The sequence below is a fragment of the Microbulbifer sp. SE14 genome, from assembly GCF_059834885.1.
Window position 1 is genome coordinate 13,342 of the sequence record NZ_JCBAJA010000019.1, and the last position, 18,840, is coordinate 32,181.

Annotated in this window: 17 protein-coding genes; 12 read left to right on the plus strand and 5 right to left on the minus strand. The window is 61.3% G+C overall.

What is annotated here, in order from left to right; translation table 11 throughout:
- The first annotated feature begins 122 nt into the window (after positions 1 to 122).
- The 11 genes from pyrG to rpoS all read left to right on the plus strand — a co-directional run bounded on the left by pyrG (position 123) and on the right by rpoS (position 10,628).
- The gene (gene pyrG, locus AC6R19_RS13965; protein ID WP_500580449.1) at positions 123 to 1,772 is read left to right on the plus strand and encodes a CTP synthase; all 1,650 of its coding nucleotides are present in this window, start codon (positions 123 to 125) and stop codon (positions 1,770 to 1,772) included.
- Positions 1,773 to 1,849: 77 nt separating this feature from the next.
- Positions 1,850 to 2,695: a 3-deoxy-8-phosphooctulonate synthase gene (gene kdsA, locus AC6R19_RS13970; protein WP_500580450.1), complete on the plus strand. Its 846-nt coding sequence runs from the start codon at positions 1,850 to 1,852 to the stop codon at positions 2,693 to 2,695.
- 149 nt (positions 2,696 to 2,844) lie between these two features.
- A complete protein-coding gene (gene eno / locus AC6R19_RS13975; protein WP_500580451.1) occupies positions 2,845 to 4,131 on the plus strand; it encodes a phosphopyruvate hydratase in 1,287 nt (428 codons plus the stop codon).
- A gap of 66 nt (positions 4,132 to 4,197) precedes the next feature.
- Positions 4,198 to 4,485 carry a septum formation initiator family protein gene (locus AC6R19_RS13980; RefSeq protein ID WP_500580452.1) on the plus strand — a complete coding sequence of 96 codons (288 nt, stop codon included), beginning with the start codon at positions 4,198 to 4,200 and terminating at the stop codon, positions 4,483 to 4,485.
- The gene (ispD, locus tag AC6R19_RS13985) at positions 4,482 to 5,210 is read left to right on the plus strand and encodes a 2-C-methyl-D-erythritol 4-phosphate cytidylyltransferase (RefSeq protein ID WP_500580453.1); all 729 of its coding nucleotides are present in this window, start codon (positions 4,482 to 4,484) and stop codon (positions 5,208 to 5,210) included. The genes AC6R19_RS13980 and ispD overlap by 4 nt, the downstream gene beginning before the upstream one ends.
- The gene (ispF, locus tag AC6R19_RS13990) at positions 5,210 to 5,695 is read left to right on the plus strand and encodes a 2-C-methyl-D-erythritol 2,4-cyclodiphosphate synthase (protein ID WP_500580454.1); all 486 of its coding nucleotides are present in this window, start codon (positions 5,210 to 5,212) and stop codon (positions 5,693 to 5,695) included. The genes ispD and ispF overlap by 1 nt, the downstream gene beginning before the upstream one ends.
- The gene (gene truD, locus AC6R19_RS13995; RefSeq protein WP_500580455.1) at positions 5,688 to 6,650 is read left to right on the plus strand and encodes a tRNA pseudouridine(13) synthase TruD; all 963 of its coding nucleotides are present in this window, start codon (positions 5,688 to 5,690) and stop codon (positions 6,648 to 6,650) included. The genes ispF and truD overlap by 8 nt, the downstream gene beginning before the upstream one ends.
- A 101-nt stretch (positions 6,651 to 6,751) precedes the next feature.
- Positions 6,752 to 7,423, plus strand: coding sequence for a protein-L-isoaspartate(D-aspartate) O-methyltransferase (locus AC6R19_RS14000; protein WP_500580456.1), 672 nt, complete (start codon positions 6,752 to 6,754; stop codon positions 7,421 to 7,423).
- The gene (locus AC6R19_RS14005) at positions 7,420 to 8,370 is read left to right on the plus strand and encodes a DUF368 domain-containing protein (protein WP_500580457.1); all 951 of its coding nucleotides are present in this window, start codon (positions 7,420 to 7,422) and stop codon (positions 8,368 to 8,370) included. Before AC6R19_RS14000 ends, AC6R19_RS14005 begins: the two co-directional genes overlap by 4 nt.
- Before the next feature lie 224 nt (positions 8,371 to 8,594).
- The gene (locus tag AC6R19_RS14010; RefSeq protein ID WP_500580516.1) at positions 8,595 to 9,359 is read left to right on the plus strand and encodes a peptidoglycan DD-metalloendopeptidase family protein; all 765 of its coding nucleotides are present in this window, start codon (positions 8,595 to 8,597) and stop codon (positions 9,357 to 9,359) included.
- Between the two features lie 204 nt (positions 9,360 to 9,563).
- The gene (rpoS, locus tag AC6R19_RS14015; protein WP_500580458.1) at positions 9,564 to 10,628 is read left to right on the plus strand and encodes an RNA polymerase sigma factor RpoS; all 1,065 of its coding nucleotides are present in this window, start codon (positions 9,564 to 9,566) and stop codon (positions 10,626 to 10,628) included.
- Positions 10,629 to 10,718: 90 nt separating this feature from the next.
- Here rpoS and AC6R19_RS14020 read toward each other — a convergent pair whose 3' ends face one another.
- From AC6R19_RS14020 to AC6R19_RS14030, 3 genes are all read right to left on the minus strand, one after another.
- Complete coding sequence (locus AC6R19_RS14020; RefSeq protein ID WP_500580459.1) at positions 10,719 to 11,045, minus strand: YdbL family probable chaperone protein; 327 nt, start codon at positions 11,043 to 11,045, stop codon at positions 10,719 to 10,721.
- Positions 11,046 to 11,056: 11 nt separating this feature from the next.
- On the minus strand, positions 11,057 to 11,251 hold the full coding sequence (locus AC6R19_RS14025) for a YnbE family lipoprotein (protein ID WP_500580460.1): 195 nt from the start codon (positions 11,249 to 11,251) through the stop codon (positions 11,057 to 11,059).
- Between the two features lie 370 nt (positions 11,252 to 11,621).
- Positions 11,622 to 14,585 (minus strand): intermembrane phospholipid transport YdbH family protein, encoded by a 2,964-nt coding sequence (locus AC6R19_RS14030; protein ID WP_500580461.1) that lies wholly within the window; start codon positions 14,583 to 14,585, stop codon positions 11,622 to 11,624.
- A 254-nt stretch (positions 14,586 to 14,839) separates the two neighbouring features.
- Between AC6R19_RS14030 and pepN the strand changes: the two genes are divergently transcribed.
- Complete coding sequence (gene pepN, locus AC6R19_RS14035) at positions 14,840 to 17,470, plus strand: aminopeptidase N (protein ID WP_500580462.1); 2,631 nt, start codon at positions 14,840 to 14,842, stop codon at positions 17,468 to 17,470.
- Positions 17,471 to 17,781: 311 nt separating this feature from the next.
- Here the strand turns inward: pepN and AC6R19_RS14040 are convergent, their stop codons facing one another.
- Both AC6R19_RS14040 and AC6R19_RS14045 read right to left on the minus strand, forming a co-directional pair.
- Positions 17,782 to 18,366, minus strand: a complete 585-nt coding sequence (locus AC6R19_RS14040; protein ID WP_500580463.1) for a YdeI/OmpD-associated family protein — start codon at positions 18,364 to 18,366, stop codon at positions 17,782 to 17,784.
- 69 nt (positions 18,367 to 18,435) lie between these two features.
- Positions 18,436 to 18,801, minus strand: a complete 366-nt coding sequence (locus AC6R19_RS14045; RefSeq protein ID WP_500580464.1) for a DoxX family protein — start codon at positions 18,799 to 18,801, stop codon at positions 18,436 to 18,438.
- Positions 18,802 to 18,840 lie beyond the last annotated feature (39 nt).

The window sequence follows — 18,840 nt, forward strand, 5'->3', positions numbered from 1 at the left end:
GCGTCCCATCTCAAAGGCACCGGGACGGGCAGGAGCAGTCCCCAGGGCTGTTATCAGGAGAGTCCGCCCGGGCCAGCCCCGCACCCCGATTCCATCGGGCATTCAACTGACCAAGGTTTTGCATGACGCGCTATATTTTTGTCACTGGTGGCGTGGTTTCCTCGTTGGGGAAAGGTATCGCCTCCGCCTCCCTGGCCGCCATTCTCGAGGCCCGAGGCCTCAAGGTCACCATCCTGAAGCTGGACCCCTACATCAACGTGGATCCGGGCACCATGAGCCCCTTCCAGCACGGAGAGGTCTTCGTCACCGAGGATGGTGCCGAAACCGACCTGGACCTGGGCCACTACGAGCGCTTTATCCGCACGCGCATGTCCAAGCGCAACAACTTCACCACCGGCCGGGTCTATGAAACCGTGCTGCGCAAGGAGCGCCGTGGCGACTATCTGGGCGGCACAGTGCAGGTGATCCCCCATATCACCGACGAGATCAAGCGCCGCGTCCTGGAAGGCGGCCGCGACATGGACGTGGCCATCGTCGAGATCGGCGGTACCGTGGGCGATATCGAATCCCAGCCCTTCCTGGAATCCGTGCGCCAGCTGCGCGTGGAGCTGGGTCTGAACCGCGCCCTGCTGATTCACCTGAGCTACGTGCCCTATATTGCCACCGCCGGTGAGACCAAGACCAAGCCGACCCAGCACTCCGTCAAAGAACTGCGCTCCATCGGCCTGCAGCCGGATATCCTGCTGTGTCGCTCCGAGCGCGAGATCGACGAGGACTCCCGCCGCAAGATCGCGCTGTTCACCAACGTGGAAGAGCGCGCGGTGGTGCCGCTGCCGGACGCCAAGACCATCTACAGCGTGCCGCGCCTGCTGCACAGCTACGGCCTGGACGATATCGTCGTCGACAAGCTGCAGCTGGAGTGCGACGCACCGGACCTGTCCGAGTGGGACGCTGTCGTGGACGGCAAGCTGAACCCGCAGCATGAAGTGAAGATTGCCATGGTCGGCAAGTACATGGAGCTGCTGGACGCCTACAAATCCCTGATCGAGTCCCTGACCCACGCCGGCATCAAGCACCGTTGCAAAGTGGATATCGACTTCATCAATGCCGAAGATGTCGAGGGCGAAAACGGCCTCGACCTGATCAAGGATGCCGATGCCATCCTGGTGCCCGGCGGCTTCGGCGAGCGCGGCCTGGAAGGCAAGCTGGAAGCGGTGCGCTACGCGCGGGAAAACAAGATCCCCTACCTCGGCATCTGCCTCGGCCTGCAGTCGGTGGTGATCGAGTATGCGCGCAATGTGCTCGGCCTGAAGGAGGCCAACAGCACCGAGTTCGACATCAACACCCCGCACCCGGTCATTGGCCTGATCACCGAATGGATCGACAGCGAGGGCAAGGTCGAGAAGCGCGATGAGCAGTCCGACCTGGGCGGCACCATGCGTCTCGGTGGCCAGGAGTGCCGCCTGACCAGGGACAGCAAGGCGCGGGAAATCTACGGCTCCGACGTGATCGTCGAGCGCCACCGCCACCGCTACGAAGTGAACAACAACTACGTCGACCGCCTGCAGCAGGCCGGCCTAAAGATAGGTGGCTGGTCCGCGGACGATACCCTGGTGGAAATGGTGGAACTGCCGGAACACCCCTGGTTCGTGGCCTGCCAGTTCCACCCGGAGTTCACCTCCACACCGCGCGACGGCCACCCGCTGTTCGAGAGTTTCGTCGCCGCGGCGATGAAACAGCATGAAAAACAGGGACTGGGGACGGTTCGCTGAGCGTCGCATATACTCGCAATTTGAAAGATTAGCGCCCCTCTCCCGCTTGCGGGAGAGGGGCCGGGGGAGAGGGAAAGTTGAAAATTATTGAAGTCGGAAAAGTCCAGGTCGCCAACGACAAGCCCTTCGCGCTGTTCGGCGGTATGAATGTGCTGGAATCCCGCGACCTGGCCATGCAGGTTGCAGAACACTATGTAAAAGTTACCGAGAAACTCGGTATCCCCTACGTGTTCAAGGCCTCCTTCGACAAGGCCAACCGCTCATCCATCCACTCCTACCGCGGCCCCGGTATGGAAGAGGGCCTGAAGATCTTCGAGGAGATCAAGAAGACCTTCAACGTGCCGCTGATCACCGATGTGCACGAGCCCGAGCAGGCGGCGCCGGTGGCGGAAGTGGTGGATATCATCCAGCTGCCCGCCTTCCTCGCCCGCCAGACCGACCTGGTTGCCGCCATGGCCAGGACAGGCGCGGTGATCAATGTAAAGAAACCGCAGTTCATGAGCCCGCCGCAGGTGAAAAATGTGGTGGAGAAATTCGCCGAGTGCGGCAATGAGAAAATCATTCTGTGCGAGCGCGGCGCCTGCTTCGGTTACGATAACCTGGTGGTGGACATGCTCGGTTTCCGCACCATGATCGATGTCACCAAAGGCGCGCCGCTGATTTTCGACGTGACCCACTCGCTGCAGATGCGCGATCCGGGCGGTGCCGCCTCCGGCGGTCGCCGCGCCCAGGTCACCGAACTGGGCCGCGCCGGCCTGGCCATCGGTATCGCCGGCCTCTTCCTGGAAGCGCACCCGAATCCGGACAAGGCCCTGTGCGACGGCCCCAGCGCGCTGCCGCTGGACAAGCTGGAGCCCTTCCTGGCGCAGATGAAAGCGGTGGACGACCTGGTCAAAGGCTTCGAGCCGCTGGATACCAAATAATACTCGGGACTCGGGACTCGGGACTCGGGACTCGGGACTCGGGACTCGGGAACGCCGAGCTCCAGCTCGGTACTCTGGCCGCAGGCCAGCCAAAAACAAAGAACACCAATTAGCCATTCACCCCACTCACCAACATGGAGCCCTTGTTAATGAGCAAGATTGTCGCCGTAAAAGCCTACGAAGTGCTGGATTCCCGCGGTAACCCCACCGTCGAGGCCGACGTAATTCTGGAAGACGGTTCCATCGGTTCCGCCTGCGCCCCGTCCGGCGCATCCACCGGCTCCCGCGAGGCGCTGGAACTGCGCGACGGCGACAAGAGCCGCTACCTGGGCAAGGGCGTGCTGAAGGCCGTCGAGAATATCAATACCACCATCGCCGAGCTGCTGAAAGGCATGGATGCGACCGACCAGCGCGCCCTGGACCAGGCGATGATCGACGCCGACGGCACCGAGAACAAATCCAAGCTGGGCGCCAACGCGATACTGGCGGTCTCCCTGGCCGCGGCCAAGGCGGCCGCAGTTTCCAGGAAAGTCCCGCTGTACCAGCACATCGCCGACCTGAACGGCACCGCAGGCCAGTACTCCATGCCGGTACCCATGATGAATATCCTCAACGGCGGCGAACATGCCGACAACAACGTGGATATCCAGGAGTTCATGATCCAGCCGGTCAAGGCCACCAGCTTCGCCGAGGCCCTGCGTTGGGGTGCGGAAATCTTCCACTCCCTGAAAAAAGTGCTGTCTGCAAGCGGCCTCAACACCGCAGTGGGTGACGAAGGCGGCTTCGCGCCCGACCTGCCTTCTAACGAAGCGGCATTGAAAGTGATCGCCGAGGCGGTGGAAAAAGCCGGCTACACCCTGGGCGATGACATCACCCTGGCCCTGGACTGCGCCTCTTCCGAGTTCTACAAGGACGGCACCTACGACCTGGCCGGTGAGGGCAAGCAGTTCGACAGCGAAGGCTTCGCCAACTACCTGGCCGAACTGTCCTCCAACTACCCGATCCTCTCCATCGAAGACGGCATGGACGAGAGCGACTGGGACGGCTGGAAGCTGCTGACCGACAAGATCGGCGGCAAGATACAGCTGGTGGGCGACGACCTGTTCGTGACCAATACCAAGATCCTGAAGGAAGGCATCGAGAAGGGCGTGGGGAACTCCATCCTGATCAAGTTCAACCAGATCGGCTCCCTGTCCGAAACCCTCGATGCGATCAAGATGGCCAAGGACGCCGGCTACACCGCGGTGATCTCCCACCGCTCCGGCGAGACCGAAGACACCACCATCGCCGATCTCGCAGTAGCCACCGCTGCCGGCCAGATCAAGACCGGTTCCCTGTCCCGCTCCGACCGCGTGGCCAAGTACAATCGTCTGCTGCGTATCGAGGCCGAACTGAACGGTTCCGCCCCGTACCGCGGCCGCGCCGAGTTTAAATAATTTTCGGGGCGACAATTGTAGGGGCGAACACAAGGTTCGCCCCTACAAATACTGATCGATACTCCCATGAAATGGCTGCTGGCAATCCTCACCATCATGCTGCTCGTTACCCAGTTCCGCCTCTGGGTAGGCGAGGGCAGCCTGGCGGAAGTGACCCGCCTGAAGCGCCAGCTGGCCCAGCAGCAGGAAAAGAACGCCGCCCTCGCGCGGGAGAACCGCCACCTGTTGCGCGAAGTGCGCAGCCTCAAGGAGGGCACCGACGGCGTCGAGGCCAAGGCGCGCTACGACCTGGGCCTGATCAAGGAAGGCGAAACCCTGTTTATCTTTCTCGACCCGGAAGAGGGTAACAAGTGATTAGTGGTGCTCTCGTTAGCGGCTACTGGGTTGTGGTGCCCGCCGCCGGCGTCGGCAAGCGGATGGGCGCAGACAGGCCCAAGCAGTACCTGCCGCTGCTGGGGCGTCCGCTGCTGTCCCTGACCCTGCGCAATATCCTCACCTGGCCCGGGCTGGCCGGCATTGTTGTGGCCCTGTCGGAAGACGATGCATGGTTTCCCCATCTGCCGGAGGCCAGGCACCCGCAGGTGCACCGGGTAACCGGCGGCGTCGAGCGCGCGGACTCGGTACTGGCCGCACTCAATTTTCTCGCCACACGGGAACCCGGGGAAACGCCGGTATTGGTGCACGATGCCGCGCGACCCTGCGTAGCGCTGGAGGACATCGAAGCCCTGTTGCGGGCGGACCCGGTTTCCCTGCTGGCACAACCCGCCAGCGATACGGTCAAGTTGAGCCGTGTAGAGGGAGACAGGGCCGTCGTCGACAAAACCCTGGACCGCAACAGCATCTGGCTGGCGCAGACTCCCCAACGCGCGCCGTTGGGCCTGCTGCATTCCTGCCTGCGCCGCGGGCTGGAGCAGGGCGCGGCCATTACCGATGAGGCCAGCGCGCTGGAACTGTTCGGCGAGAGCCCGCAACTGGTGCCGGGGCGGCGCGACAATCTCAAGGTCACCCACCCCTCCGATATAGTGCTGGCGGAGACCATACTGCGCCTTCGTTATGCGCCCACAGAGGACAAGCGATAGTGAGTTTTCGAATTGGCCAGGGTTTCGATGTGCATGCATTCGGCCCCGGCGACCACGTGATACTCGGGGGAGTTGGGATTCCCCATGAGCGCGGGCTCAAAGCCCACTCCGACGGCGATGTGCTGCTGCACGCGCTGGCGGACGCATTGCTGGGCGCGCTGGCGCTGGGGGACATAGGCCACCACTTTCCCGATACCGACGCCGCCTACGCCGGCGCCGACAGCCGCGTATTGTTGCGTCATGTAATGGGCCTGATTGCGGAGCGCGGCTATCGCCTGGTCAATGCCGACTGCACCCTGATTGCCCAGGCGCCCAGGATGGCCCCGCATATCGAGTCCATGCGCGCGAATATCGCCGGCGACTGTGCGGTGGAAGCCGGCGCGGTCAGCGTCAAGGCCACGACCAGTGAGAAGCTCGGTTTTACCGGCCGCGGCGAGGGTATCGCCGCCCAGGCGACAGTCCTGCTCGAGCGTATCAATGAGTAACCAGTGGAGCCTGGACTGGCCGCGGGCGCTGGGCGGTGCCGCCATTGCGGGCGATTTCCGCTCGGCTGCGGAAGACTTTGTCGTTGAAGAGCTGGCGGTGCCACCGGTGGCCGACAGTGGCGAGCATGTCTACCTGCTGGTACAGAAACGCGGTGCCAACACCGGCTGGGTGGCACAGCAACTGGCGAAGCTCGCCGGCGTGCGCACCCAGGATATCGGCTACTACGGCCTCAAGGACCGCCATGCGGTCACCACCCAGTGGTTCAGCGTCTGGCTGGGGCAGAAAGGGGCGCCGGATTGGGCGCAGATCAATAATGATGAAATAACCCTGCTGCAGAGTCATCGCGGCCCGCGCAAACTGCGCCGCGGCGAGCACAGCGGCAACCGCTTCCGTATACGCCTGCGCAATATCACCGGCGACAGGGACAAGGCCCAGCAGGTATTGGCGAAGATCTCCGGCGGCGTGCCCAATTACTTCGGCGAACAGCGCTTCGGCCGCGACGGCGGCAACCTGGACCTGGCGCGCAGCCTGGCGGAGGAAAATGGCCGCTGCCGCAAGAGCGAGAAGGCCTTCGCCATGTCCGCGGCGCGCAGCTGGCTGTTCAACCAGGTGCTGGCGGCGAGAGTTCGTGCAGGTAACTGGCAGCAGTCGATGCCCGGTGAGCCAGAGTCCGAGCCCACTGGCCCCCTGTGGGGGCGCGGCAGAAACCCAGCGTCTGAAGATCTCGCCGAGTTGGAGCAGGGCGTCCTCGAGCAGTGGCAGGCCTGGTGCAACTGGCTGGAACACTGCGGGCTGAAACAGGAGCGGCGCCCGCTGGTTCTGCGGCCGGAAGCCTTTTCCTGCGAGTGGTCAAATAATGACCTGGTGCTGGCGTTCGCGCTGCCGGTCGGCACCTTCGCCACGGCGCTGCTGCGGGAGGTGGCAGAGCTGGCCAATGTATCCGGCGCCACATAGAATTCTGTAGCCGAACGAATAGCTCCCCTCTCCCGCTTGCGGGGGAGGGGCTGGGGGAGGGGGTGCCCGAGCGGCCCCGGATGTTGGAACAATAAAAGAATATGGATCGCTTGAAACGTGAAGGTTTGGGGATGACTTCCCAGCGCACCCGCAACCGTCTGATACAGCGGCTGCGGGATGAGGGAATCAGCAACGAGGAAGTGCTGGATGTCATGGCATCCACCCCGCGGCACCTGTTCCTCGACGAGGCGCTGGCCATTCGCGCCTACGAGGACACTTCACTCCCCATTGGCTACGGCCAGACCATCTCCCAACCCTATATCGTCGCGCGCATGACCGAGCTGCTGTTGAGCCGCGCCAAGTCCCTGCACCGGGTGCTCGAAGTGGGCACCGGCTCCGGCTACCAGACCGCCATACTCGCGCGCCTGGTCGATCAGCTCTACTCGGTGGAGCGCATCGAGCCCCTGCTGGACCAGGCGCGCCGGCGGCTGCGGGAGCTGGATTTCCGCAATGTGGAATTCAAACTCAGCAGCGGCGGCTTCGGCTGGCCGGAAAAGGGACCCTACGAAGCCATCCTGGCCGCTGCCGCACCGGCGTCTGTTCCGGATGAACTGAAGCAGCAGCTGGCACCCAATGGTGTCTTGGTCATTCCTGTCGGGTCCGAACGCCAGTACCTGACGATCGTCACCCGCCGCGAAGACAGCGACCAGTTCGACGTGGAAAAGCTGGAAGCTGTGCGCTTTGTGCCACTGCTCGGCGGAGTGGTTCGATGAAGCTGCCGGGACTGTTCAAGAGCCGCTACCTGGGCGTGGTCGCGCGCGGCATGGCAATGGGCGCGGCGGACGTGGTGCCCGGTGTTTCCGGGGGCACCATCGCCTTCATCACCGGCATCTATCGGGAACTGCTCGATTCACTGAGTCGCATAGGCCCACACTGTGTCACCATACTGCGGCGTCACGGTGTCGTGGTGGCCTGGCAATATATCAACGGCACTTTTCTGCTGTCACTTTTCTGTGGGATTCTGCTCAGTGTGATCAGCCTGGCAAAAGTGATCGGCCATTTGCTGCATACCTACCCGATCGTGGTCTGGGCCTTCTTTTTCGGGCTGGTGCTCGCCTCGACGGTGCCCATTCTGCGCGGTATTCCGCGCTGGTCCTGGTCTGTGGTTCTGTTCCTGCTGGTCGGAATCGCAACCGCCCTGCTGGTCAGCGAAATGCGTCCGGCGCAAATCCCGGCGACACCGCTGACGCTTTTCCTGTCCGGGGCTCTGGCGATCTGCGCCATGATACTACCGGGAATCTCCGGGGCCTTTATCCTGCTGCTGATCGGCATTTATCCCCGGGTACTGGCTGCCGTGCACGAACTGCAGCTGTTCAACCTGGTCTGTTTTGCCGCCGGGGCCGCGACCGGCCTGCTGTTGTTCAGCCGGCTGCTCTCCTGGCTGATGCATAATTATGTCGCCCGAACCCTCGCCTTTCTCGCCGGCATACTGCTGGGCAGCCTGAAGATTATCTGGCCCTGGAAGCTTCCGCTGGCCGGCGTCGAGGGGGCGGGGGACAAACTGGCGCCTCTGATGTCCAACACGTCGCCCTCCAGCTATGCGGTACACACGGGGGAGAGTGCCTACCTGGCGGCGGCAGTGGCCGCGGCGATTGCTGCGGCGGCACTGGTACTGGCGGTGGACTGCCTGGGACGAAAATATCGATCAGTGCACACTTAATGAGCACCTTATTTGCCTTTGCGGCAATATGACCTGCCAAAGGTCGGAGTGGCAGCTTTTTCTAAGGGTTTTTGGCGGGATTTCCGAACTTTTTTTTAGACACTTTTCCCATAAATGCGGCCGTCTGATGTAAAAAGAGAATAATGGAATGTCGTCTACTTCAACATAATAAGCACCGATTCTGGCGGGGCATTTGCCCTGTTTCCAGTCCGATTCTTTCAATGGTGTTTAATATATTGAGCTTGGTGCTCTTGTCCCTGGCGCTGTCATCCTGTGCCGGCCACCGGGCCCCCACCAGTTCACTGGAACAGCCTCCAAGCCTGAAGATCAAGCATCACACCGTCAGTCGCGGCGAGACCCTCTATTCCATCGCCTGGCGCTATGGCAAGGATTTCCGCGAGCTGGCGGCCATAAATGGCGTTTCGGCGCCCTACCAGATCTACCCGGGACAACGCCTTCAACTGGTGGGCCGGCCCACCTATGCCGCTGTGCCCCCGGTGGCGAAAAAGCCTTCTTCCGCCCCGAAGGCAAAACCACGGCTGAACGTAAAAACGACGGCGAAGAGCACAAAATCCTTAACAGTCCCTAAGCCGCGTCGCTCGGCTTCACGGGTGGCCAGTTCCTCGATCCAGTGGCGCTGGCCGGCCGGGGGCAAAGTCATCAGCGGTTTCAGGGCGGGGGACCCGCTGCGCAAGGGTGTTGATATCGCCGGTGAAAAGGGAGACTCTGTACTCGCAGCAGCCAATGGCACCGTGATCTACGCGGGGAGTGCGCTGAGAGGCTACGGACGACTGCTGATCGTAAAGCACAGTGAGGAGTACCTGAGTGCTTATGCCCACAACCACAAGCTACTTGTGGAGGAGGGCAGCGAGGTCAAGGCGGGGCAGAGGATAGCGGAACTGGGTTCAAGTGGTACCGACCGCAACAAGCTCCACTTTGAAATTCGACGTAACGGTCAGCCAGTGGATCCCCTGGCGCACTTGCCTTAATCGAGGCCGTAACCCGGGTGGGAGCCGAAGGCTCTGCAAATAAAAATGGACTTTTGATTTGTACCACTTGAGGTAGTCACCGGAATCGTGACGACCGCAAGGTCGGCCGAGATCCGGAGGCTGTCGCACAGACAGTAACCAGCTGGTTGTAGTCGAGTTGATGGTAGTGCGGCTGATATTGGCAAAGTACAAGGAGTAGGGGAAATGGAAGCACAACGGCAAGACCAGTTGATGACTGGCCACGCAGATGATCTTCCTCCTGAGTTGGCAGTAGATCAGAACGAGAAACAGATCAACCACAAAGAGGGCTATACCAACGTCCGCACCCGGAGAACAGCGGCAAATAAAAACTCCGAACCCGCCCCCCTGAAGGCTCAGGTTGTTCACAAAATAGAAAGTCGCAAGTTGGACCGCGACAGTCATTTGCAGAAGAACCTCGATGCCACCCAGTTATACCTGAATGAAATTGGCTTTTCCCCGCTGTTGACCGCTGAAGAAGAGGTCTACTACGCACGCAAGGCGCTGCGCGGTGATGCGGCGGCGAGAAAGCGCATGATTGAAAGCAACCTGCGCCTGGTAGTGAAGATTGCCCGTCGCTATGTCAGCCGTGGCCTGGCTCTGCTGGACCTGATTGAAGAGGGCAACCTGGGCCTGATTCGCGCAGTGGAAAAGTTCGATCCCGAGCGCGGTTTCCGGTTTTCGACTTACGCCACCTGGTGGATTCGCCAGACGATAGAGCGGGCCATCATGAACCAGACTCGCACCATCCGCCTGCCGATCCATGTGGTCAAGGAGCTGAATGTCTACCTGCGCGCATCCCGTGAGCTGGCGCAGAAACTCGACCATGAGCCATCGGCGGAGGAAATCGCCAACCTGCTGGAAAAGCCGGTGGAAGATGTCGAGCGCATGCTGGGCCTGAACGAGCGCGTCACCTCAGTGGATACGCCCATCGGTCCGTCGTCGGAAAAAACCTTGGTGGATACCATTCCGGACCAGCAGGAGTCGGATCCGGCGGAGCTGCTGCAGGACAGTGACCTGTTCGACAGCATCAACCGCTGGCTCGGCGAGTTGCCGGACAAGCAGTGCGAAGTGGTCTCCCGTCGTTTCGGTCTGCGCGGTTTTGAAGCCAGCACCCTGGAAGAGGTCGGTCGCGAAATCGGCCTGACCCGGGAGCGTGTGCGCCAGATCCAGGTGGATGCGCTCAAGCGACTGCGCGAAGTGATGGAAAAACAGGGGCTCGACGGCCAATCGCTGTTTGGCAACCTGTAAGGCAAGTCAAAAATGCGAAAGCCCGCGAAGGCATCGGTCTTCGCGGGCTTTTTTATTGGATGGGAATAGACTCTTACACAGTATCGCGGCCTATTTTTGCGCCCAGCGCCCGAGGTTGTCCTGGTAGTACTCACCGGGAGCCACACGGGCTTCCAGTTTCTCAGCCGCGCGCGCCGCAACCTGGGCGATGTCGATATTGTTGCGCTTGGCGATCCTCGCGTACTCCGCCTTGCGCTTGGCGTTGACCTCCGCCACCAGTCTTTCCAGCTCCGGTGAACTCTGGTTCACGACGGCGATGTAGCCGCTGTTCGCCTCACCCACAAGGCCCTGGCTCTTGGCTTCGTTCAGGGTGATGGCCATGGCCGGCAGTGCGATCGCCAGACCCAGCCACAGCAGGGCAGTCTTGATAAGCTTCATGATTCGCCTCCTTAGAAAATGCCTTCTTTGTCCTCGAACAGGTCGTCCAGCTCCCTGTCGACCTTCACGCGGATCTCGTGCTCGATCTTTACGTTCAGGTTGACGGTAATCGGCTCGCTGGGGGCCTGCACCGCCACTGTCGGCGTGCACCCCGCGGTAATCGTGGCGCAGAGCAGCAGTGCGGGAATCAGTCTGGTGGTCGTCATCTGACGCTCCTCAGGGTTAAACATCAGGGTCATTGTAGCGGGCCTAGCTTAACCCAATCTGAATCCGTGTGTTTCGATCGGGTTCACCAAACATAACTGCTCGGGACCCGGAAAAGAATGCCATAGCTTGATACGAAGGTCCTGATGCCGGGGGAAGTTTGCGGGACAGTGACTCGGGCCATCCATGGCCCTCGCCCTTTGGGCGCCTTCGGCGTCCAAAACGGCAATCCTGCCGTTTTGTCAGCGAGGGGGACCTCGCTGCCAAGCCTACAGGGATGTATTGAGGGGGGCGCCTAGTCCGTGTCCCGCAAACTTCCACCGGTAGCAGGCCGCCCAGGCTTCTCTTACTGGCAACGGGGGGTGAGTAGTGTCACCGAACCTGCTTCTCCAGCGCTTCCGTCAGGTCCCGGCTCGCCTGCAACGAGCGCAGCATATCGGGGACGTTGTTCTCCAGGTTCAGGTTTATGACAAGGTCCCGGTCCGCGGCCACCGATTCGCTGCGTCCCACCAACTTCAGTTGCAACTGCATGTCGCCGCTGGGCGGGTATTCCAGTGTGCCGGAGAGTTCCCGGTAGTTGTAGTCCTCCAGGGCCCCGGCGAGCAGTTTCAGCTGTGGATTGCTGGACAGCATTTCGGCGGAGAAGGCTCCGTAGTAGCGCAGGCGGCCGCCTGGGGGGCGGGCCTTTACCTGCCCCTGTTTCACGGTTACCCCCTCGGCGCTGGTAACCAGGGGGATCTGCAGGTCGAGGATGCCAGTGGCGGCGAAGTTCTCCGCCTCCATCTCCCGGGTCAGTTCCCTGAGGGAGATGCCATCGATGCGGACCTGGCTTCTGCGCTCTTCACCGGCCAGGTTCCATATCAACTGCGGAGACTCCAGGGTGCCGCCGAGCAGCTCCGCGCTCACTGTGCTGAGGGTCAGGTCCTGTTTTTCGTCGAGCGCCAGGGAAAAGTGGATATTCTCGATCGACAGTCCCACGTCCAATGTATCCAGCCGTATTGCTTGAGGTCCGTCCGTGATCCATAACTTCCCCTGCCGCTGCAGCGAAATATCCCCTTGAAGGCCTGCCGCGAAGCTGTCGCCGTGGACTGCCGCCACCTCTTCCAGCTGCATATGGATAGAATCCTCTTGTGCCGACGGCCAGGAGTAACGCCCCCGGGCGGAAAGGGTGCCGGCGACTATATCCACCGGTAGCCCCTGCACCGATTGGCCCAGTGATTGCGTCCGGCTGAATTCCACGGGTGCCAGGGTAAAGTTTGCGCCGCCTTTGTTGCCTTCCAGGTCGTGTCGCCACTGGGTCTGCAGCCGCATGGCGCCCATCAGGACCTGGCCCTTCCCGGTGAGGGTATCGCCGTTTAACGCCAGGTCGCCTTCCAGCGTGGCGTCCAGTTTGTAGCGGCCCTGGACCTGCAGCTTGAGATTGCCCGAGCGGTAGCCGGCACTTAAAGAGGGCTGGTCGCCCACCCGCCTGAATTGCAGATTTTCGAAAATCAGGGAGCCCGAGGATTGCAGCTCGGGAGCCTTTAACATCGAGACGTTGGCTGTCAGTTCCGCACTCTCACAAATCGGCTTCCCCTTGGCGAAAGTGCATTCCAGTTGAGGGGACTGCAGGGACAACTGCTCGATTTCTACCGAATCCTGAGTGATGTTTTCCGCCCGGAATTCTATTTGCCGGAGCTGCCACCGCAGGTGATCTCCTTTCAGCGCCAGCTCGACCTGTGTACCGACCGAGGGTTTTCCTATGGAGAGTTTGTTGGCCTCCCTGACCAGTTCCGGTGACTCGGCGCTCAGTTCCAGCGAGCAGCTGGTCCCATCGGTGATACGGCAGTCTAGCCGTTGCAGCTGGGAGACGATGGTGGTTTTTTGCCGCTCTTCTTGTGCCTTCAGTTTCACCGCCTTGCCTGCGATGTGGAGCTCACCGGGCCACTGATCGGCCTGCAGGGCCAGCACTTCCGGCAGTTGGATTTCAACCGATCCTCTCCGCCAGCCGAGCTGTGCCAGCCCTGAATCAGCATCATCGCCCGCGGCGACGGTGAGGCTCGCGCGGCTCTCCGGCAGCAGGGCCAGGTTGATATCGTCCAGCCAGCTCTGTCCATCGTCTCTGAGCTCGGTTAGCGGTATCAGTTTTGCCGATCCACGGAAACTTATTACCCCGTCCGCCGAATCCAGCGAAAGGGGTGCGAACTTTTGCTGCCAGTCCGGGGACGCCAGCAGTGGATTGGCAGCCTGGAGATCGAGAGTGCCGTCAATATCGAGCGCCGGCCTTCCCTGGGCTGTGCTGGTGTCGAATCTGGCCCGAAGCAGCGGCGGCTGCGCGCCGGCAGCCTGCTCACCCCGGAGGGTCAGGTCGATGGTTCCGCTGCCGGAAAAGTCCTCCGGCCGCAGGGGGTGCAGCGAGCTGAGCCTGACGGCAATCGGGTCGGTGGTGGACACGGTAGCATTGATCTCCCCATCCAATAGCCCTTTGGGTAGTGGAATACGCACGGACTCACTCTGCAGTCCCAGCGAAACCTCCCGGTATTCACCAAACTGGAGAATTTGATCCGGCAGCTGAGCGCGGATGCTGGCGGACAACTTCCCTGTCGCGCCCGCGGCAATCTCGTCGAGGTTTGCGGGCAGGGGGAGGCCCTTGATCTGCTGCAGGTCGGATTGCAGTTGCGCTGTGCCGCGCCACTGGCCGGCTTCGTCCTGTACCAGCTCGCCGGTCAATGAAAGGGCGCGGCTCTGCCGGTCCGTATCCAGCTGCGCGGTGATTTCCAGCTGTCTGTTGCGCAGCTGGAGTTGCACAGACAGTTGTTGCCCCCGACTGGAAAAGTTCGCGTGGACGGCCTGCTTTTCGAAATTCCGGATGAGCTCCAGTCGTCCGCCTCGGGCGTCAGCGCCCTGCAAACTCAACTCCTCTACCAGCAACTTCTCCGGCAGGTACCTCTGTAGCAGTTGTATCGATTCGCTGAGGCTGACATCCTGCGGAGAGGGCGTCTCTGCAGCCGTCTCCGATGGCGGATCCCCTGCCTCGGTTGCTGCGGGCGTGTAAGCCAGGCTTGCGATTGTCAGCTGGCTGCGGTTTTCCCCGGCGGAAAAAACCAGGCTCCAGGGGTGCCGCAACCGCAGATCGCGCAGTTGCAGCTGTGCGCCCGAGCTGAGGGAGAGCCGCAGCCGCTCAATGGAGAGCCTCTCCAGGCCGAGTTGCAAGCCGTTCAGCCCCTCGACACGGCTGCCTTCCAGCAGGGGATTGACCAGCTTCGGCGCCAGCCGGTCCCCGTCCCACCAGACCCAGCTGCAGGCTGCGACCAACAGCAGCACTACGGCGAGTGAAATAAGGCGGGATTTTCGCACGGGGCACCTCGATTGACCGGATATTGGCGCTGATATGGATTGTAGGTCGGGCGTCACTGCGCTCAGCCCAACCTGCGTATTTTCCGAGTCCCGCCGGGGCGAGTAGTGCCAGTTTAACCGGCCCGGTACTGATAGTCTTGAATCTCGTCGCCGCGCCCTTGGCAGTGGCAGCGAAATCTATATAGTGGGTATCTTCCCCGCCGGCTTCCCGGTGGAGGCTCGGTTTGTCAGAACGGAATACCCCTGTAATTGCTATGAAAGACGCCCAACCCCGCACCGTTTACCTGAAGGATTACCGGGTACCGGACTACCTGGTCGACAGCACAAGGCTCCACTTCGAACTGCAGCCCAAGGCCACCCTGGTCAAGTCGCAGCTGAAGATCCGCCGCAATCCGGACGCCGGGGAGGGGCTGCCGCCGCTGCTGCTGGACGGCCTGGAGCTGGAGCTGTTGTCCGTCTCCATCGACGGCCAGCTGGTGCCCGCCAGCCGCTATCGCGAGCTGCCGGAGGGGCTGTCGGTCCCGGTGGAATCGCCGGAGTTTGTGCTGGAAATCCACAACCGCATCAACCCGGAGGACAACACCTCCCTGGAGGGCCTCTACCTGTCCAACGGCATGTACTGCACCCAGTGCGAGGCGGAGGGCTTCCGCAAGATCACCTATTACCCGGACCGCCCGGACGTGATGTCGAAGTTCACCACCACCATAGTGGCGCCGCGCCAGTACCCGGTGCTGCTGTCCAACGGCAACGAGATAGAGCGGGGCACCACCGAGGACGGGCGCCAGTTCGTCACCTGGGAGGACCCCTTCGCCAAACCCGCCTACCTGTTCGCCCTGGTGGCCGGCGACCTGCAGCAGGTGGAGGACAGCTATACCACTGCCAGTGGCCGCCAGGTGAAGCTGCAGATATTTACCGAGGCGAAGAATATCGGTAAGTGCGACCACGCCATGCGCTCGCTGAAGAAAGCCATGCGCTGGGACGAAGCCGTCTACGGACGCGAGTACGACCTGGATATCTTTATGGTCGTGGCTGTGGATCACTTCAATATGGGCGCCATGGAAAACAAGGGCCTGAATATCTTCAACTCCGCCTGCGTGCTGGCGAGCCCGGAGACGGCCACCGACACTACTTTCCAGCGCATCGAGTCCATCGTCGGCCACGAGTATTTCCACAACTGGTCCGGCAACCGGGTCACCTGCCGCGACTGGTTCCAGCTGAGCCTGAAGGAGGGCTTTACCGTATTCCGCGACGCCGAGTTCTCGGCGGATATGAACTCCCGCGCGGTCAAGCGCATCGAGGATGTGTCCATGCTGCGCACCGCCCAGTTTGCCGAGGACGCTGGCCCCATGGCCCATCCGGTGCGCCCGGATTCCTATATGGAGATTTCCAACTTCTACACCCTGACCGTGTACGAGAAGGGCGCGGAAGTGGTGCGCATGATCCACACGCTGCTGGGCGCCGAGGGTTTCCGTAAAGGCAGCGACCTCTACTTCGAGCGCCACGACGGCCAGGCGGTAACCTGCGAGGATTTCGTGGTGGCGATGGAGGATGCCAACGACGTCGACCTGACCCAGTTCCGCCGCTGGTACAGCCAGGCGGGCACCCCGGTGTTGGAGGTGACCGATGCCTACGACGAGGCCAGCGGCAACTATGCCCTGACCGTCAGGCAGTCCTGCCCGCCCACGCCGGGCCAGGAGGAGAAGCTGCCTTTCCATATCCCGCTGGCGATCGGCCTGCTGGGCGCCGACGGCGGCGATTTGCCACTGGATGCCGCCGGTACCACCCAGATGGTGCTGCAGGTGACCGAGGCGGAACAGACCTTCAACTTCAGCGGTCTCACAGAAAAACCGCTGCCGTCACTGTTGCGCGGCTTCTCGGCGCCGGTCAAGGTGCGCTACGGCTACAGCACGGAGCAGTTGCTGTTCCTGATGCGCCGCGATTCCGACGAGTTCAACCGCTGGGACGCCAGCCAGCGCCTGGCCTTTATGGCGTTGGAGCAACTGCAACAGGTATACCGCCGGGGCGAGGCCTTGAAATTGCAGCCGGAACTGGTGGAAGCCTACCGCAGCGTGCTGCGCAACCGCGATCTGGATCCGGCCCTGGTGGCGGAAATGCTGGCCCTGCCGAGCGAGCAGACACTGGCGGAGGAGTCCGGGCAGATAGACGCCGAGGCCATCATCGCCGCGCGCAAGTTTGCCCGCGGTGTCCTGGCCGAGGCGCTGAAAGACGACCTGTTGGAGTGCTACCAGCGGCTGCATACAGACAAGCCCTACAGCCCCAACGCCGCTGATATCGCCGAGCGCAGACTGAAAAACACCTGCCTGGCCTACCTCTGTGTCACCGAAGAGGAGGACGCGCTGGCCCTGGCCCAGGCCCAGTTCGACACTGCCGCCAATATGACCGACAGCGCCGCGGCCCTGGCTTCGCTGGTCAATCACGCTAGCGACGCCGGTGCCGACGCGGCCCTGGAGAGCTTCTATCGGCGCTGGCAGGGGGACACCCAGGTGGTGGAACTCTGGTTCGGCATGCAGAGCAGCAGTGCCAAACGGGGCACCCTGGAAACGGTGCGCATGCTGATGCAGCACCCGGCTTTCGAACTGAAAAACCCCAACAAAGTGCGCGCGGTCATCGGCGGCTTCGCCAACCGCAACTTCACCCGGTTCCACAGCGCCGACGGCAGCGGCTTCGATTTCGTCGCCGAGCAGGTGATCACCCTGGACAAGCTCAACCCGCAGATAGCCGCACGGCTGGTGATACCCCTTACCCGCTGGAAGAAATACAGCGGCGAGCTGGGCACAAGGATGCAACGGGCGCTACAGTCGGTGATGGATTCCGGCAGGCTGTCTGCGGATCTCTACGAGGTGGTCAGCAAAAGCCTGGCTTGATGCGCCGGGTGCCGGCCCGGCACACCTGTAGGAGCCTGCTTGCAGGCGAACAGGAGCAGAGTCCCGTAGCCGTTCGCCTGCAAGCAGGCTCCTACAAAACCGGCCTAACTCAACAGCACTGAGCCTGGTAGGCGAACCTTGCAAGCGAATCTACTAGAAGCTATTTCATAACTACTGTGCGGGCGCCTGGCGGCGTCCGGCGGTGCTGGTGCGCCAGCCCGGTCGCAATGCTCATGCACTAGAGTACACTCCGCTTCCTGCGCTCCGGCGGCCACCACCAGCCTCCCGCTCGTTACGTTATGAAACAGCTTCTAATCATTTAACCCCATTCCATCGAGAATCCTCGGCATACATTTCTCAATTCTCGATTCGCGGGTTTTGGACTGCTTGGCTCCCGAAAAATACAGGATGTACGCCCTCTGTCGTCCCGGCGTCAGGGCTTCAAAGGCGGTTTTCAAGGCGGCGTCGGCGTCCAGTCTGCTTTGAAGTTCTTCGGGCACGGGTTCCGGGTTCTTTTTGAAGGCCACTTTCAGCCCGGCCTTCTCCGCTTCAATGGCTTCGCGGATATAGGCTTTCAGGGTGATTTCCATATCAACAATGTCCTGGGCACTGGTAAACGGAATCCGGCGTGCCCCCTGCGTACTCTGTCCGGGTTTCTCCAGTATGCCATCTGGGTCTTTTAATAAAGCGCCCTTGGTAAACAGGATTGCACAGGACTCCTTGAAGCCCTGGAGTATGATGACGTTGTTTTCCCGGAAGGTGTAACAGGGCTTGCCCCACTTCAATTCCTCGGTCAGGTCACAATCGAGGGCAATCGCTCTCAATTTTTCCATTTCTCTCTGCCATTTCCTGGCCTTGCTTAAATATGTGTCGACCTTGGGATTTACTCTGTTCATTGGTTGATGCTCCGGTGTAATGTGAGCTTCGGGCTGCCTGGAGTGGTTGCTCACCATCTCTGGGGCCAGTTAAAGAGGTCTCAGTACCAGTCTGCCGTAGGCAATAAACAGGCATATGGCTGCTACGACAAGCCAGTAAGCTATAGAGCCGTAGGTTTTGTCGCCTGAAAGAATATGCAAACCGGAGAAGAGAAACATTTCCGCGGCGATGCAGATCGCCGCGATAGGAGCCAGGATGGCCAGCGGCCTATAGAATATCGGGAGGACCAGGCCCAGGGCGCAAAGCAGCTCAAACACGCCCAGCGAAAGCCAGAGCCCGTGAGGGATCGCTTTCAGGGAAGGCACGGCCTGTTCAGAATTGGAAAACTTCCATACCGCGCCCACGGCGGTATGCAGCGCGAGAACAACTTGAAGGACCCACAAGAAAATATTCACGATTCGTCTCCTTACAGAAAATTTATTGGTCCGCTAGAT

Bases quoted from the DNA above. Each gene is read 5' to 3' on its own strand.
- pyrG (WP_500580449.1), top strand. From the start codon at position 123: ATGACGCGCTATATTTTTGTCACTGGTGGCGTGGTTTCCTCGTTGGGG.
- eno (WP_500580451.1), top strand. From the start codon at position 2,845: ATGAGCAAGATTGTCGCCGTAAAAGCCTACGAAGTGCTGGATTCCCGC.
- AC6R19_RS13980 (WP_500580452.1), top strand. From the start codon at position 4,198: ATGAAATGGCTGCTGGCAATCCTCACCATCATGCTGCTCGTTACCCAG.
- truD (WP_500580455.1), top strand. From the start codon at position 5,688: ATGAGTAACCAGTGGAGCCTGGACTGGCCGCGGGCGCTGGGCGGTGCC.
- AC6R19_RS14000 (WP_500580456.1), top strand. From the start codon at position 6,752: ATGGATCGCTTGAAACGTGAAGGTTTGGGGATGACTTCCCAGCGCACC.
- AC6R19_RS14005 (WP_500580457.1), top strand. From the start codon at position 7,420: ATGAAGCTGCCGGGACTGTTCAAGAGCCGCTACCTGGGCGTGGTCGCG.
- rpoS (WP_500580458.1), top strand. From the start codon at position 9,564: ATGGAAGCACAACGGCAAGACCAGTTGATGACTGGCCACGCAGATGAT.
- AC6R19_RS14020 (WP_500580459.1), bottom strand. From the start codon at position 11,045: ATGAAGCTTATCAAGACTGCCCTGCTGTGGCTGGGTCTGGCGATCGCA.
- AC6R19_RS14025 (WP_500580460.1), bottom strand. From the start codon at position 11,251: ATGACGACCACCAGACTGATTCCCGCACTGCTGCTCTGCGCCACGATT.
- pepN (WP_500580462.1), top strand. From the start codon at position 14,840: ATGAAAGACGCCCAACCCCGCACCGTTTACCTGAAGGATTACCGGGTA.
- AC6R19_RS14040 (WP_500580463.1), bottom strand. From the start codon at position 18,366: ATGAACAGAGTAAATCCCAAGGTCGACACATATTTAAGCAAGGCCAGG.